General features: G+C 68.0%; 15 protein-coding genes and 1 tRNA gene. 10 read left to right on the forward strand and 6 right to left on the reverse strand.

The window, feature by feature from the left end; translation table 11 throughout:
- The first annotated feature begins 14 nt into the window (after positions 1 to 14).
- The 3 genes from pheA to aroA are packed head-to-tail and all read left to right on the forward strand — an operon-like array spanning position 15 to position 3,756.
- Positions 15 to 1,238, forward strand: coding sequence for a prephenate dehydratase (pheA, locus tag V2J18_RS09910; RefSeq protein WP_336131691.1), 1,224 nt, complete (start codon positions 15 to 17; stop codon positions 1,236 to 1,238).
- Positions 1,235 to 2,437 (forward strand): histidinol-phosphate transaminase, encoded by a 1,203-nt coding sequence (hisC, locus tag V2J18_RS09915; protein ID WP_336131692.1) that lies wholly within the window; start codon positions 1,235 to 1,237, stop codon positions 2,435 to 2,437. The genes pheA and hisC overlap by 4 nt, the downstream gene beginning before the upstream one ends.
- A complete protein-coding gene (aroA, locus tag V2J18_RS09920; protein WP_336131693.1) occupies positions 2,434 to 3,756 on the forward strand; it encodes a 3-phosphoshikimate 1-carboxyvinyltransferase in 1,323 nt (440 codons plus the stop codon). Before hisC ends, aroA begins: the two co-directional genes overlap by 4 nt.
- Positions 3,757 to 3,972: 216 nt before the next feature.
- Here aroA and V2J18_RS09925 read toward each other — a convergent pair whose 3' ends face one another.
- Both V2J18_RS09925 and V2J18_RS09930 read right to left on the reverse strand, forming a co-directional pair.
- Positions 3,973 to 4,596, reverse strand: coding sequence for an energy transducer TonB (locus V2J18_RS09925; RefSeq protein WP_336131694.1), 624 nt, complete (start codon positions 4,594 to 4,596; stop codon positions 3,973 to 3,975).
- 120 nt (positions 4,597 to 4,716) lie between these two features.
- Entirely contained in the window at positions 4,717 to 5,388 is a 672-nt protein-coding gene (locus tag V2J18_RS09930; RefSeq protein ID WP_336131695.1) for an energy transducer TonB, read from the reverse strand.
- 160 nt (positions 5,389 to 5,548) lie between these two features.
- Here V2J18_RS09930 and serS point away from each other — a divergent pair, with 160 nt between their 5' ends.
- Entirely contained in the window at positions 5,549 to 6,841 is a 1,293-nt protein-coding gene (gene serS, locus V2J18_RS09935; protein WP_336131696.1) for a serine--tRNA ligase, read from the forward strand.
- A 167-nt stretch (positions 6,842 to 7,008) separates the two neighbouring features.
- Positions 7,009 to 7,398 carry a hypothetical protein gene (locus tag V2J18_RS09940; RefSeq protein ID WP_336131697.1) on the forward strand — a complete coding sequence of 130 codons (390 nt, stop codon included), beginning with the start codon at positions 7,009 to 7,011 and terminating at the stop codon, positions 7,396 to 7,398.
- 473 nt (positions 7,399 to 7,871) lie between these two features.
- On the opposite strand, the gene V2J18_RS09945 is transcribed toward V2J18_RS09940, so the two are convergent.
- Entirely contained in the window at positions 7,872 to 8,450 is a 579-nt protein-coding gene (locus V2J18_RS09945) for an FMN-dependent NADH-azoreductase (RefSeq protein WP_336131698.1), read from the reverse strand.
- A 108-nt stretch (positions 8,451 to 8,558) separates the two neighbouring features.
- Between V2J18_RS09945 and V2J18_RS09950 the strand changes: the two genes are divergently transcribed.
- The 4 genes from V2J18_RS09950 to V2J18_RS09965 all read left to right on the forward strand — a co-directional run bounded on the left by V2J18_RS09950 (position 8,559) and on the right by V2J18_RS09965 (position 11,288).
- Positions 8,559 to 9,590 (forward strand): LysR family transcriptional regulator, encoded by a 1,032-nt coding sequence (locus V2J18_RS09950; RefSeq protein WP_336133089.1) that lies wholly within the window; start codon positions 8,559 to 8,561, stop codon positions 9,588 to 9,590.
- 145 nt (positions 9,591 to 9,735) lie between these two features.
- Positions 9,736 to 9,825 (forward strand) — tRNA-Ser (locus V2J18_RS09955).
- Between the two features lie 338 nt (positions 9,826 to 10,163).
- Positions 10,164 to 10,433 (forward strand): hypothetical protein, encoded by a 270-nt coding sequence (locus V2J18_RS09960; protein ID WP_336131699.1) that lies wholly within the window; start codon positions 10,164 to 10,166, stop codon positions 10,431 to 10,433.
- A gap of 465 nt (positions 10,434 to 10,898) precedes the next feature.
- Positions 10,899 to 11,288: a VOC family protein gene (locus V2J18_RS09965; RefSeq protein WP_336131700.1), complete on the forward strand. Its 390-nt coding sequence runs from the start codon at positions 10,899 to 10,901 to the stop codon at positions 11,286 to 11,288.
- A 141-nt stretch (positions 11,289 to 11,429) separates the two neighbouring features.
- Here V2J18_RS09965 and V2J18_RS09970 read toward each other — a convergent pair whose 3' ends face one another.
- The 3 genes from V2J18_RS09970 to V2J18_RS09980 all read right to left on the reverse strand — a co-directional run bounded on the left by V2J18_RS09970 (position 11,430) and on the right by V2J18_RS09980 (position 14,064).
- Positions 11,430 to 12,326, reverse strand: a complete 897-nt coding sequence (locus V2J18_RS09970) for a hypothetical protein (RefSeq protein WP_141233361.1) — start codon at positions 12,324 to 12,326, stop codon at positions 11,430 to 11,432.
- A 272-nt stretch (positions 12,327 to 12,598) separates the two neighbouring features.
- On the reverse strand, positions 12,599 to 13,195 hold the full coding sequence (locus tag V2J18_RS09975) for a hypothetical protein (RefSeq protein ID WP_064746901.1): 597 nt from the start codon (positions 13,193 to 13,195) through the stop codon (positions 12,599 to 12,601).
- 218 nt (positions 13,196 to 13,413) lie between these two features.
- Entirely contained in the window at positions 13,414 to 14,064 is a 651-nt protein-coding gene (locus V2J18_RS09980) for an XVIPCD domain-containing protein (protein WP_141233362.1), read from the reverse strand.
- Between the two features lie 15 nt (positions 14,065 to 14,079).
- Here V2J18_RS09980 and V2J18_RS09985 point away from each other — a divergent pair, with 15 nt between their 5' ends.
- Positions 14,080 to 14,232, forward strand: a complete 153-nt coding sequence (locus V2J18_RS09985) for a hypothetical protein (RefSeq protein WP_186442519.1) — start codon at positions 14,080 to 14,082, stop codon at positions 14,230 to 14,232.
- Positions 14,233 to 14,245 lie beyond the last annotated feature (13 nt).

The following is a 14,245-nucleotide window of genomic DNA, read 5'->3' on the forward strand; positions in this document are numbered from 1 at the left end:
GCGATGAGACGACCATGAACGACAAGTCCCGCAAGACCAAGCAATCCGATACCAGCAAGCCGGCCAAGCCCGGCAAGCCCGCCGCCAAGCGCGCGGCGCAGAAGCAGGCCGCCGTCCCGCCGAAGGCGGCGAAGCTCGAAGAATCGGCGCCTGCGGCCGCGATTCCCGACCTCGCCACCCTGCGCGAACGCATCGACGGCATCGACCGCCACATCCAGCAGCTGATCGGCGAGCGCGCCCAGTTCGCCAACCAGGTCGGCAAGGCCAAGGGCAAGCTGGCGGCGGCGGTGGACTACTACCGCCCCGAGCGCGAGGCGCAGGTGCTGCGCCGGGTGGTCGACCGCAACGACGGTCCGCTCAACGACGAAGTGCTGGTGCGGTTGTTCCGCGAAATCATGTCCGCCTGCCTGGCCCAGCAGGAGCCGCTCAAGATCGGCTTCCTCGGCCCGGAAGGCACGCATTCGCAGCAGGCGGTGTACAAGCATTTCGGCCATTCGATCCACGGCCTGCCGCTGTCGAGCATCGAAGAGGTGTTCCAGGAGGTCGAAGCCGGCAACGCCGATTTCGGCGTGGTGCCGGTGGAGAATTCGACCCAGGGCACGATCCAGTCCACCCTGGACATGTTCCTGACCTCCAGGCTCAAGATCAGCGGCGAAGTCGAGTTGCGCGTGCACCAGCACCTGCTCTCGCGCAGCGGCCGGATCGAGGACATCGAACGGGTGTACTCGCATCCGCAGTCCTTCGCCCAGTGCAAGGCCTGGCTGCGTCAGTACCTGCCCAAGGCGGAGAAGATTCCGGTCGGCAGCAACGCCGAAGCCGCGCGCCGCGCGCGCAACGCCGACGACGCGGCGGCGATCGCCGGCGCCAGCGCGGCGACGGTGTACGGCCTGCGCAGCGTGGCCGGCCCGATCGAGGACCGCCCCGACAACACCACCCGCTTCCTGGTCATCGGCCGCGAGCTGTTCTCGCCCTCGGGCAACGACCGCACTTCGCTGCTGATCTTCATCAAGGACCAGCCCGGCGCGCTGTACAACGTGCTGTCGCCGTTCGCCAAGCGCGGCCTGAGCATGAACCGGATCGAATCGCGCCCGGGCCATACCGGCCGCTGGCAGTACGCGTTCTTCGTCGACATCGGCGGCCACGTGCAGGAAGACGCGATGCGCGAGGCGCTGGAGGAACTGCAGTCGCTGGCCCACGAGGTCAAGGTGCTCGGCTCCTACCCGGTGGCGATCGCATGAGCCAGCCGGCCCCGCAATCGGCCGCGCCGGCTATGGACCAGGCCCGCGTCGATCAGGCCCGCGTCGTCGAAGCCGGCTTCGACGAAGCTTGGTTCGCCGCGCGCGCCCAGCCGGGCGTGCAGCGGCTCAAGGCTTACGACCCCGGCCACGATCTGGTCGCGCTGCGCCGTCGCTACGGCGAAGCGAACCTGGTCGAACTGGGCTCGAACGAGAACCCCTACGGCCCGTCGCCGGCCGCGCGCGCAGCGATCCTGGATTCGCTGCACGCGCTGCACCGCTATCCCGATCCGCTCGGCGGCGACCTCAAGCGCGCGCTGGCCCGCAAGCACGGGGTGGACGTCAAGCAGATCCTGCTCGGCAACGGTTCGCACGAATTGCTGATGCAACTCGGCCAAGTGTTCGCCGGGTCGGGCCAGGAAGTGGTGTTCTCGCGATATGGCTTCGCCGTGTTCGCGCTCGCCACCCAGGCCGCGGGCGCGGCGATGCGCATCGTCGACGCACTGCCGCGAGAGGCGGCGATGCCTTGCGGCCACGACCTCGACGCGATCGCCGCTGCGGTGAGCGCGGACACCAAGCTGGTGTACATCGCCAACCCGAACAACCCGACCGGCACCTGGTTCGGCCGCGACGCGCTGGTCGCGTTCCTGGACAAGATCCCGCCCCAGGTCATCGTGGTCATGGACGAAGCCTACGCCGAGATGGCGGAGGCGCCGGACTACGCCAGCGCGCTGAGCGTGCTGGATCGCTATCCCAACGTCGCGGTGACCCGCACCTTCAGCAAGGCCTACGGCCTGGCCGGCCTGCGCGTGGGCTATCTGATCGCGCAAGCCGGGCTGATCGCGGTCATGGACCGCCTGCGCGAAAGCTTCAACGTCAACGGCCCGGCGCTGGCCGCCTGCGAAGCCGCGCTCGGCGACGAGGAACACCTGCGCTGGGCCTGCGCGCGCAACGCCGAGCAGCGCGCTGCGCTCAGCGACGCCTTGAACGCGCGCGGCCTGCGCGCGTTCCCGTCGCAGACCAACTTCGTCCTGGCCGAATTCGGCGCGCGCACGCCGCAGGTCGAAGCGGCCCTGGTCGAGCGCGGGGTGATCCTGCGGCCGATGGGCGGCTACGGCCTGGCCGACTGCATCCGCATCAGCGTCGGCTCGCCCGACGAGAACCGCCGCCTGCTGGCCGCGCTGGACGAGGTGTTGGCATGAGCGCCGCGGCCGAACTGCAACAGGCCTGGACCGCCGTGGCCGGCTCGCCCCTGCGCGGCCGCCTGCGCGTGCCCGGCGACAAGTCGGTCTCGCACCGCGCGATCATGCTCGGCGCGCTGGCCGACGGCGTCACCCGCGTCACCGGTTTCCTCGAAGGCGAGGACACCCGCGCCACCGCCAAGGTGTTCGAACGCCTGGGTGTGCGCATCGAAACCCCGAGCGCCAGCGAACGCATCGTCCATGGCGTCGGCCTGCACGGCCTGCGCGGCAGCGACGCGGCGCTGGACTGCGGCAATGCCGGCACCGGCATGCGCCTGCTCGCCGGCGTGCTGGCGGGGCAGGCCTTCGACAGCGTGCTGATCGGCGATGCCTCGCTGTCCAAGCGGCCGATGCGGCGCGTGACCGAACCGCTGGCGGCGATGGGCGCGCGCATCGACACCCAGGACGGCGGCCTGCCGCCGCTGCGCATCCACGGCGGCCGCGCGCTGCAGGGCATCGAATACACCTTGCCGGTGGCCAGCGCGCAGGTGAAGTCGGCGCTGCTGCTGGCCGGCCTGTACGCGCAGGGCGAAACCGTGGTGCACGAACCGCACCCGACCCGCGACTACACCGAACGCATGCTGGCCGCGTTCGGCTGGCCGATCGAGTTCGCGCCCGGCTACGCGCGCCTGTGCGGCGGCCATGCGCTGCGCGCCACCGACGTCGCGGTACCGGCCGATTTCTCGTCGGCCGCGTTCTTCCTGGTCGCCGCCAGCGTGGTGCCGGGTTCGGACCTGGTGCTGGACGCGGTCGGCATGAACCCGCGCCGCACCGGCCTGCTCGCCGCGTTGCGCCTGATGGGCGCCGACATCGTCGAGCAGAACCCGCGCAGCGAAGGTGGCGAACCGGTCGCCGACCTGCGCGTGCGCCACGCGCCGCTGCGCGGCGTCGAGGTGCCGCAGGCGCTGGTGCCGGACATGATCGACGAGTTCCCGGCGCTGTTCGTCGCCGCCGCGCTGGCCCAGGGGCGCACCGTGGTCAGCGGCGCCGCCGAGCTGCGGGTCAAGGAGTCCGACCGCATCGCCAGCATGGCCGCCGGCCTGCGGGCCCTGGGCGCGCGCATCGAAGAGACCCCGGACGGCGCGATCATCGACGGCGGCGCATTGCACGGCGGCGAAGTCGACAGCCTCGGCGACCATCGCATCGCGATGAGCTTCGCCGTCGCCGCGCAGTGCGCCCGCGGTGCGGTGCGGATCGGCGACGTCGCCAACGTCGCCACCTCGTTCCCCGGCTTCGAAGCCTTGGCGGCGCAAGCCGGCATGCGGGTCGATCCGGCGTAACGACAGCCGGCGCCCTGCGCAGGGCGCCGACGCCGGCGTTGCCGGCCGGTGATGCAAGACCATTCGCCCCCTTCGCAAAAGGGGGCGGGCGCCTGCGTCGACCGGATCGGGCGCGTTATCCGCCTGCGCCGCGGGAGGACGCTCAGCCTGCGATCGTCCCCAAAACAAAAACGGCGGCCCCAGGCCGCCGTTCCCGCATCCGATCTCGTCTTCGACTCACTGCCGCGGCCGAAACTCCACCGGCTGTTCCACCACCGACGCCACTTCCGTGCCGTCGCGGGTCGCCGGGCGGAAGCGCCAGTCGCGCACCGCCGCCAGCGCCGCGCGGTCCAGCTCGCGCGAGCCGCTGCGCCGCGCCAGGCCGACCTCGCCCGGCACGCCGTCGGCGCCGACTTCGATCCGCACCACCACCGTGCCGCCTTCGCCGCGGCGCAGCGCGGTCGGCGGATAGTCCGGTTCCGGGCTGCGGTCGAACAACGGGCGGGCGGCAGTGACCACCGCCAGCGCCGGCAGCGCCGCGTTGGCGGCGGCGCTCTGCGTCGGCGACATCGGGCCGACCCGGCGCACGGCCAGCCGCGCCGGCGTACCGTGCTCGTCGAGCGGCGCGGCCTCGCCGGGGCGGTCGATCGGCGGCAGCACCACCAGCGGCATCGCCGGCGCCGGCGGACGCGCCACCGGCCGCTTGCCGTAGTAGTACCAGCCCATGAAGGCGCCGCCGAGCAGGATCAGCAGCAACCACAGGCCGGTGCTGGAGGATGCGTACGTGGCCGGGGCTTCGGCGGCGTCGCGCTCGGAGCCGGGGGCGGGCGCCGCCGGCTCGAAAGACTGGATTGCGGTCATGAACGGGTCCCTTGCGTGCGTTCCCCGGGGGCGGGAGCGCCGGCCGAGCTTCCCGGCGCGCAGGTTAGCCAGGGGTGAACACCGCGTAAGCGCGGCGCGATCCTGCGACGCAGTTCGCGCTTACTGATTGGCGTTGAAGGTGATCGGCACGATCACTGTGTCGGCGACCGGGCGGCCGCCGCGGGTGGCCGGGCGGAACCGCCATTGCCGCACCGCCGCCAGCGCGGCGCGATCGAGCAGGCGCGAACCGCTGCCTTCGGCCACTTCCAGGCTGCCGACATCGCCGGACTCGGTCACCTCGACCCGGATCCGCACCGTGCCGGCTTCGCCGCGGCGCAGCGCCTGCGCCGGGTACTGCGGGGCGCGGTTGCCGGGCAGGGCGGAGGCCGCCGTGCGGGCGCCGCTGGGGGCCGCGGGCGCGCTGCTCGGCGGCGCGGCCGGCGCGCTCTGCGGCGGCGCCGGCGGGTTGGGGTTTTCGACCAGCTGCGGCCGCTCCTGCTCCTCGCCCGGCACCGCCGCCGGCAGCGGTTGCGGCGCGGCCGGGGCGGCGCCTTCGCCGCCCGCGGGGGCCGGCGCCGGCAGCGGCGCATAGAACGGCGCATCGCTGGTCGGCGCGGCCGGGCCGGCGCGGTAGAAGTCCTCGCTGCTGTTGCGGTTGCTCGACCAGACCCAGGCGAACAGGCCCAGGCCGGCCGCGAACGCCGCCAGGATCAGCCACCAGGACTTGCCGGCGGGGCGCCAGGCGGCGAAATCGAAAGCGCGACGCGACGGAGCGGGGGACGGTGTCGACATGGGCGGTCCGGAGATGCGATCGGCACATTCTGCAACGAAATGCCGGTTCGCGCCGGTCGCCGCGACCCGGCCGTCGCGACCGGCCCGCCCCGGATTCGCGAAAAATGCCGGCCGGCGCGATAATCTGCGGTTCTCTTCGCCACCTGAATCCGGCTCCGTCATGCTCGATCCGACCCTGCTGCGCCAACAGCCCGCCGACCTCGCCGAACGCCTGCGCGCTGCGCGCGGCTACGACCTCGACCCGGCCGTGCTGGAATCGCTGGAAAGCGAGCGCAAGCAGATCCAAGTGCGCACCCAGGAACTGCAGAACCTGCGCAACACCAAGTCCAAGCTGATCGGCCAGCTCAAGGCCAAGGGCGAGGACGTGGTCGCGGTGATGGCCGAAGTCGCCGGTTTCGGCGACGAGCTCAAGGCCAGCGAAACCCGCCTGGAAGCGATCAAGGCCGAGATCGAGGCCATCGCCCTGGGCCTGCCCAACCTGCCGCACGCCTCGGTGCCGGCCGGCAAGGACGAGAACGACAACGTCGAACAGCATCGCTGGGGCCGCCCGCGCGCGTTCGACTTCGAGGTCAAGGACCACGTCGAACTCGGCGCCCGCAACGGCTGGCTCGACGGCGACACCGCCGCCAAGCTGTCCGGCGCGCGCTTCACCGTGCTGCGCGGCGGCCTGGCCCGGCTGCACCGCGCGCTGGCCCAGTTCATGCTCGACCTGCACGTCGGCGAGCACGGCTACGAGGAAACCAGCGTGCCGCTGCTGGTCAACGCCGACTCGATGCGCGGCACCGGCCAGTTGCCCAAGTTCGAGGACGACCTGTTCGCGACCGTGGTCGGCGAAGGCGAGGCGGCGAGCAAGCGTTATCTGATCCCGACGTCGGAAGTGCCGCTGACCAACATCGTCCGCGACGAGATCCTCGAGGACGCCGCGCTGCCGCTGCGCATGAGCGCGCATTCGATGTGTTTCCGCGCCGAAGCCGGCAGCCACGGCCGCGACACCCGCGGCATGATCCGCCAGCACCAGTTCGAGAAGGTCGAACTGGTCAGCATCGTCCGCCCGGACGAGAGCTACGACGAGCACGAGCGCATGACCCGCTGCGCCGAAGTGGTGCTGGAGAAGCTCGGCCTGCCGTACCGCCGGGTGCTGCTGTGCACCGGCGACATGGGCTTCGCCGCGGCCAAGACCTACGACCTGGAAGTCTGGCTGCCGAGCCAGAAGACCTACCGCGAGATCTCCTCCTGCTCGAATTGCGAAGCCTTCCAGGCCCGGCGCATGCAGGCGCGCTGGCGCAACCCGGCCACCGGCAAGCCGGAACTCGCTCACACCCTCAACGGCTCCGGCGTCGCGGTCGGCCGGGCCATGATCGCGGTGATGGAGAACTACCAGAACGCCGACGGCACCATCGCCGTGCCGGAGGCGCTGCGTCCGTACATGGGCGGCATCGAGACGCTGGCTTGAGCCGCGGCCGGTCGGTTCGAAGCGGAGCTTCGCACCCTGGGGGCCGAGTCGCTTGCCCGACGGCAGGCGCCTCGGGCTTTCGCCTTCGGGCCTAGTCGCGCCGGCGCCGCGCGGCGCGCCCATGGACCTCATCGCCGGAGCGATCCGGCGCAACGAAAGGAATCGTCATGAACGCCGCTTTCGACATGTTCGCGCAGTTGCTTACCGTCGTGATGATGGCTGCCCCGGCCCTGGTCGGCTTTTTCGCCCTGCAGTTCGCCGTATTGCTGGTCAGCAACCGCAAGCGCAACGCGCCGCTGGCGACCGCCGGACTGATGTGGCGCGCCGCCGCCGGCGTGCTGTTCGGCAGCCTGGTCGGCTTCGCCGCCTTGTGGGCGACCATGGTCGTGCCGTCCTGGGTGACCGGCGACTACGAAGGCCTGCCCTGGCTGATGATGTTTCTCGCCTTTCCGGTCGGTGGCGTGGCCGCGCTGCTGGCCAGCTATTTCTTCGCCCGTTGGCTGTTGCGGCGCACGCCCGACGGCGCGGCGGCGCAGCCGGCCGCCGCGCGCGCTTGAGCCTTGCCCGCGCCGCCGCCCGGGGGTAGGAGCGGCGCAAGCCGCGACCGCGTCAATTCCCCTACGGCGCAACCCCATCGGCCTGCGCCCCCTCGGATCGCGGCTTATGACCGAAGGAAATCCCTGTGGGACGCCGCTCCTACCGGAGGCGCAGCGTCGCCCCATTGTAGGAGCGGCGTAAGCCGCGACCGCGCCAATTCCGCAACGGCGCAACGCTGTCCGCCTGCGCAATTCCGGGGCGCGGCTCGCGCCGCTCCTACCCCTGTTCCGCGCTACTGACGGCTGTAGCAGCGGCGTCGATTCCGGTAGCTGACGCGCTCGCGCGCCAGCGCACCCGATCGCGCTGCTGCAAACAAAAAGACCGGGCCCTTTCGAGGCCCGGCCGAATGCCGGCGTGGGGGAGGGAACGCCGGACTTGGGGATCGATGCGGTCGCGCCGAAACGCGCTCACGCAACCTCATGCAACTTCACCTTCATGCTGCGCGACGCAGCGGCGTAACGATCGAAGCATGTGCGGCAGCGAGCGCATCGGCTCGATGCTGAGGCGAGTAAGCCACACCTTCGGCGCGCACGAACTCGACATCGGTCACGCCGATGAAGCCGAGCACGTGACGCAGGTAGGCCTCCTGAAAATCGCTGGGCTGATCGGTGTGGAAACCGCCGCGGCCGCTGACCACGATCGCCTTCTTGCCCTTGGCCAGGCCTTCCGGCCCGTTCTCGGTGTAGCGGAACGTTTTGCCGGCCACCGCGATGCGGTCGATCCACGCCTTGAGGGTCGAAGGAATGCCGAAGTTGTACATCGGCGCGCCAAGTACGATCACGTCGGCGGCCAGGAACTGTTGCAGGATGCGTTCGGACGTTTCAGTTTCGAGCGGATCGGCCTTGGCCAGGGAACGACCGGTAAGATGCGGAATCGGATCGGCATCCAGATCGCGGTACTCGATGCTCAGGCCCGGCACCGCGTCCTGCCAGCGCGCCGCTACCGCCGCGCTAAGCTCGCGGGTGACGGACTGGGTGCCCAGGGCGCTGGAATCGATATGCAGCAGCTTCATGACGGACCTCGCTTCGGTTGGCTGGCGGCATGCCCGCCGCGTTGGAGCAAAGTCTGCGTCGTTGCAGTGGTGGAATAAAGCTGATTAAATGTCACTGGCTGTTCTAATATTGGAACTATCCTCATGCACGACCTGAATGACCTCTACTACTTCGCGATGGTCGTCGACCACGCCGGCTTCGCCGCCGCCGAACGCGCGCTGGGCATCCCCAAGTCGCGCCTGAGCCGGCGCATCAGCCAGCTCGAGACCGACCTGGGCGTGCGTCTGCTGCAGCGCTCGACCCGCCGCTTCGCCGTCACCGAAGTCGGCAACAGCGTCTACCGCCACGCCCAGTCCATGCTCGCCGAGGCCCAGGCCGCGCGCGAAGTGGTCGACCGCCTCAGCGCCGAACCGCGCGGCGTGATCCGGGTCAGCGTGCCGGTCGGCCTGGCCCAGCAGCAGATCCCCAAGCTGCTGCCGGAATTCCTCGCCAAGTACCCGCAGGTGCGGGTGCAGCTGCACGTCAGCAACCGCCGCGTCGACATCATCAACGAAGGCATCGACGTCGCCCTGCGCGTGCGCTCCAAGCTCGACGACGACGGCAGCCTGGTGATGCGCAGCTTCGGCCAGATCCAGGAACTGCTGGTCGCCAGCCCCAAGTACCTGACCCGCATGGGCCGGCCGAGCAACCCCGACGAACTGTCCGACCACGTCACCCTCAGCATCAGCGAAGACGACGCCCGCCAGCGCTGGGAGCTGCACGGCCCCGACGGCGAAGTGCGCCGGGTCGAGCTCAAGCCGCGGGTGATGGGCTTCGACTTCCCGATGCTGATGGCGCTGGCCGAGCAGGGCGTCGGCATCACCCTGCTGCCGGAAACCGTCTGCGCCGAAGCCGTGCGCCGCGGCGAACTGGAAGTGGTGCTGCCCAACTGGCGCCTGCCGCAGGGCATCTTCCACGCCGTGTTCGCCTCGCGCCGCGGCCTGCTGCCGGCGGTGCGGGTGTTCATCGACTTCCTGGCCGAGAAGGCCCCGTCCCTGGTCGAATCCGCCCGCCTGCAGTGCAGCGACATCAAGGGCATCCCGTGCCCCGACGGCATCGCCGGCCGCGACAAGGCCGCCAAGGCCGACAAGTCGGCGAAGATTTCCGCGCCCGCGGCCTGAGCCCCGGCGGCATAAGCGCCGGCGGCATGAGAGAATGCCCCGCGTCCGGCGCAAGGCCGGGCGCAGGGCGGCCCGCCAGCGGCCGCCCATGATCGTCGCCCCTGCGGGCTCCGCAGCACCCGCGACCGATCGACAGCGGTTCTACGGAGAGATGGCCGAGTGGTTTAAGGCAGCGGTCTTGAAAACCGCCGAAGGGTCAAACCTTCCGTGGGTTCGAATCCCACTCTCTCCGCCACTACCTAACTATCAAGGACTGACTTGGCTCGATTTTCACGAGGCGAGTGGCCGCCCTTTGTTCCGTTTTTCGTTGACGAAACGAAAGGGGGGTAATGTGGGTGGCGTCACTTACGGTTGTCAAAACCTAATTCATTGGTGGTGGCTCATAAGCCTTCTTAGAGGTGGAGCTACTAATAAAAGGTTGTAGAGCGGGCTATCGCCAATAGCGCGCGTGATCGTCAAAAAAGAAATGAGCAACTTATTCGCTGAATCCCGAGTGGTCGAGGATTTTCACATCGGCCTTCTCTGTTGGTGGGTCATGTGCATCGGCATAAAGGGATGGCTGTAGGAGGTCGCATGCGAACGATCGCTAAAATATGGTGGGTTGCCGTTCTTGCTGGCGCAATATGCAGTGTCCAAGCAGCAACGGAGTATGAGATAGAGGTTTCTCATGATGATGAGTTGTTCATCATAAACGGAGAAAAATTTGTGGCTAAGACGTACTGCTTTGATATGGAGGAAGGGGATAGGGTCATTTTTATCGAGGGCAGCGCCTATGGTGCTTGTGCTTCGGCAGAAATCCTAAATTTGCGGACCAAGCGGGTTTGCGAAGTTTGGTGCGAGTAACGGGTATTCCGGCGGGTAGTGAATTATGCGCGCGCCGAGTGGTTGGAGCGAATAGGCGCTGATTTATTGGCTCGTCACGAATTCGATTGTGAGGAGTGCTATGGTGATCAAGAAAATTCATCCTCCTAAGCCCCCAAAGCCGCCGGATAGGTTGCAAAATATGCGAACGTTACGTCCGCTGGGCAAAACAAAGTGGGTGCGTGCCCACTGGCGTTGGGATTACTCGACTCGGCGATGGGAGTGGGTGCTTGGTCACTGGAGTAAGTAGGATGTTTTTATCCGGGCCGTTTTTGAGATGAGACTTAGCTTGGAAGTGTTTCTTGGAGCGGTATGCTGCGAGGATGTTCACTTTCGACAATGGCTCTGGAGTAACTCATAGTACAAGCAGGGGTGTTATTTCTACGGGTTGCGGGCAATGTTCAAGTCCTGCAGCGGATTGGCATCGAGTCGCAGCTGAAGAGGGCAATGAAACGCACCTGGACCATCATCGCCGTCGCCGATGTCGCCCGCAGCTTCCGCTGGTATCAGTCCCTGTTCGGGCAGCCCGCGACCGCGCCGGCGCACGATTACTTCGGCCAGCTCGTCGATGCGGACGGGACAGTGCTGTTGTGTCTGCACCGGTGGGGCGCGCACGAGCATCCTTCGTTGGCCGACCCGGAGCGTGCCGAGCCCGGCAATGGCTTGCTGCTGTTCTTCCGCGTGGACGATTTTTCCGAAGCGCTGCTTCGCGCCCGTGCGCTCGTGCCCCGTCTCGAAGAAGAGCCGAGCCGGAACCCGGCCACGGGGACGCTGGAGTTCGCGCTGCGCGATCCGGACGGTTACTACGTCATGGTCAGCGCGCTGACGGCCGACTAGGGGGGGCGACGGACGAGATTTGCGAACAGTCGATTCGTTGCGGCTCGGGCCGCCATGACCGTGCCGGCGAAGGCCGGGCCGAACGACGATCGGCCCGGCCTTCCTCTTGTTTGTCGAGCCGAGCGCCGATCGCCGCGATGGTTACATGAAGCGCGGTGCGGACGATTTGTTGCTGTGTCCGTCGGGGCTGAACATCATCGTTTGCTCGGTGATCGAGTCCGTGCCGCGCCCGGCCAGGGTGTGCGAGGCGTTGATCGCCAGGTTCACGCTGAGGGCGACCTGGGCGAAATCGGCCTGCGCCTGCGGCAAGCGGATGTCGTAGCCGCCCTTGATCGCGTTGCTCAGTTCGGTCTGCGCGTTCTTGATCGCTTCGAACGGCACCGCATTGGTGGCGCCGACGCCGCCCTCGTTGCGGGCTTGGGGCGAGTTGAGATGATCGCGCCAACGGTCGGCCAGCGTGTTGCGGGCGGCCTGGTCGGGCGGCAGGCTCCAGTGCGCCGCGCTGTTCTGCACGAAGCTCTGGTCGGCCTTGATCGCCGCGGTAAGCAGCTTGGGGTCGCAATTCTCGTAGGACTTGATGTCGCGGCCGCCCAGGGCGAAGAAACTGTGCGGGTTGTCGAGCAGTCCCTGCAGATCGCGGCGGACGGCTTGCGGCAATTTGCTTTGCTCGGCGTTCGACGACGACGCGACCGACTTGGCCTGGCCCGGTGCGACCGGCTCGGGGATATTGGCGGCGGAGAGCTTGCCCGCGTAGCGATTCAGATTGCGGTAGGCGCTCAAGCACAGCTCGTACTGACGGTCTTCGCTCATGCCGACTTCGCGGGTCAGGCTGGCGATGGTCTTGTACGAATTGACCTTGTCCTCGCGCGCCGCGTAGTGATTGCGCAGGAAGGCGTCGTTGGAGGTCATGTAGGCCTGGATGCCTTCCAGAGTGATCTTCTCCGGCGCGCTGCCGGCCGCCTTGCCGGAATAGCGCAGAAGACAGTCCTTCAACGACTCTTTGGACGATGCGTTGTCCGTGCTGGAACCCTGTCCCATGCGCTTGCTCCCTCGGTCGATGGTGGATGGGGCATACGCCCGCGAGGCCGGCTTCGGCATTGCGCGGGCAGAAACAACTCCACCAACGTTCGACGACTCGCCGTCAGGACAGGCGAACGCGGTCTCGCTTGTGTTCGGTGAAATCGATCACAATACAGCGGCCTCCGCGGGCCGGGGCTGCGCTAAGCGGCGCGATCCCGCGCCGATGTTGCGCCTGCATCGCGCCGCGCCACGGCGCGGCCTGGGCAGGCTGCGTCGTGGCGTTTTTCGGCTTACTGCGCGAACACTTTCCAAGGCCGCGTCGCGCTGCCGGGATCGGTATTGCCCGGCTCGCAGTAGTGAGTGATGTAAGTCTTGGGGATCGTGGTCAGGAACGCGACTTCGACCCCGGGATTGACCGGGCCGCCGCTGATGCCGAACAGGCTGGACGTGGCCAGGGTGGCGGCGTCGAAGAACACGTTGGCCTTGACCGCCGAGGCCAGGTCGCCGGCGCTGGCCACCGGCGTGATCGCTCCGGTGCCCAGGGCCTGGACGTTCAAGCCGATGCTCATCTTGTAGACATAGCTGGACGAGTAGCCGCCGGTGTCCTGGCTGGTGTCGGTGGAGACGTGCACGGTGCGCCGGGTCTTCTCGTTCTTGATGTTGCGCAGCACGTCCCACAGGGTCGGCGCGGCGGAGTCGAGCAGCACTTGCAAACTGGTGTCGTCGGCCGGCTTCGGCAGCTTGGGTGCGGGCCCGCGCGGGACGATGCAACGCAGGATGATCGCCCGGCCGGTGTCCGGGGTGGTGGTCACCCAGGGCGAAAAGCCCTGGGCGGTGCGGATCTGATCCGGGGTGCGGCTGTCGCCGCGGTAGAGCGTGATGGGCATGGCAGGGCTCCTGTAGACGTTTGCGGTAGGCCGCGCGACGCGGCATGGAGCGCGGACAGTCGGCCGCTGCGCTCGAACGAACGGCGTAACGCCGTATGCGCGGCCAGACGGCGTTGCGCTTACCGGTTCAAACGGCGACGTCCTGGAGACCGTGAAGGTAGGAGCGGTCCATCTAATGGGGGGAATCGAGCGATGCGGCGGACGGCGATCCCTTGGTGTTACTGCGGGATCCTGGGGCCGATTGGGGACGAAGGCTGCGCCTGATCGAGTTGCTGGCTTTGCGACTGCGTACGCTGCGCTTCCAGGGCGATGCTCTGATTCGCCACGCGGAGTTTTTCGTCCGACTGTTCGACCGGTGTGGCGGCCGCCTGCTGGACCGGCACGCTGGCGCGCTTGTGCGCAGGGTCGTCGAGCCGGCCTTCGACCACGAAGACATTGCCGTTGTGACCCAGGACAACATGATCGGCGCGGTTGATTGCGTTGGCTGCCAGCGAAATGCCGTGCGCCTGCGGATGCGCTTCGCGATTGTCCTTGCACGCAGCCAGCAGGCTGCGGCTCAGTCGCTCGCTGGCTTCGTCGAAAGGTTTGCCGATCTTTTCATCAATGGCCCGTACGCCACTGCGGATCTGTTCCAGCAAGCCGTGATCGGGATGGCCGGGGTAGTCAGGCCGTAGAACTGCGACGGCGCGCTCGGCGATCTCGGCTTTCGGCGCGTCCTGATTGGCTGTGGTCAAGGTGTGGCGGATCGTCGCCAGTTGCATTTGCCCGTGACTGAGGTCGACGAAGCCGAAGGTCCGTCCGCTCAGGTCCAGCCCGTTCCGCTCGATCTGGCGCGGATCGAGCTTCAATGCCGCCATGTCCAGATGCACCGTCGGCGCCTGCTGATGAACAAGCCGGCCATCGCGCTCGGCGTCGTACCACTTGGCGGCGATGGTCTGTATTGCGCTGACGCCGAAATAGTCGTTATAGCCGGAGTCGCGATGGCGGCCCAGGCGCTGACTCTGATCGTAGTAACAGCGGGCAACAGCCTCGACTGAGGCAGGGTCCTTG

Source organism: Lysobacter firmicutimachus, from assembly GCF_037027445.1.
Lineage (GTDB): Bacteria > Pseudomonadota > Gammaproteobacteria > Xanthomonadales > Xanthomonadaceae > Lysobacter > Lysobacter firmicutimachus.

Bases quoted from the DNA above. Each gene is read 5' to 3' on its own strand.
- pheA (WP_336131691.1), top strand. From the start codon at position 15: ATGAACGACAAGTCCCGCAAGACCAAGCAATCCGATACCAGCAAGCCG.
- hisC (WP_336131692.1), top strand. From the start codon at position 1,235: ATGAGCCAGCCGGCCCCGCAATCGGCCGCGCCGGCTATGGACCAGGCC.
- aroA (WP_336131693.1), top strand. From the start codon at position 2,434: ATGAGCGCCGCGGCCGAACTGCAACAGGCCTGGACCGCCGTGGCCGGC.
- V2J18_RS09925 (WP_336131694.1), bottom strand. From the start codon at position 4,596: ATGACCGCAATCCAGTCTTTCGAGCCGGCGGCGCCCGCCCCCGGCTCC.
- V2J18_RS09930 (WP_336131695.1), bottom strand. From the start codon at position 5,388: ATGTCGACACCGTCCCCCGCTCCGTCGCGTCGCGCTTTCGATTTCGCC.
- serS (WP_336131696.1), top strand. From the start codon at position 5,549: ATGCTCGATCCGACCCTGCTGCGCCAACAGCCCGCCGACCTCGCCGAA.
- V2J18_RS09940 (WP_336131697.1), top strand. From the start codon at position 7,009: ATGAACGCCGCTTTCGACATGTTCGCGCAGTTGCTTACCGTCGTGATG.
- V2J18_RS09945 (WP_336131698.1), bottom strand. From the start codon at position 8,450: ATGAAGCTGCTGCATATCGATTCCAGCGCCCTGGGCACCCAGTCCGTC.
- V2J18_RS09960 (WP_336131699.1), top strand. From the start codon at position 10,164: ATGCGAACGATCGCTAAAATATGGTGGGTTGCCGTTCTTGCTGGCGCA.
- V2J18_RS09965 (WP_336131700.1), top strand. From the start codon at position 10,899: ATGAAACGCACCTGGACCATCATCGCCGTCGCCGATGTCGCCCGCAGC.
- V2J18_RS09970 (WP_141233361.1), bottom strand. From the start codon at position 12,326: ATGGGACAGGGTTCCAGCACGGACAACGCATCGTCCAAAGAGTCGTTG.
- V2J18_RS09975 (WP_064746901.1), bottom strand. From the start codon at position 13,195: ATGCCCATCACGCTCTACCGCGGCGACAGCCGCACCCCGGATCAGATC.
- V2J18_RS09985 (WP_186442519.1), top strand. From the start codon at position 14,080: ATGAACAAGCCGGCCATCGCGCTCGGCGTCGTACCACTTGGCGGCGAT.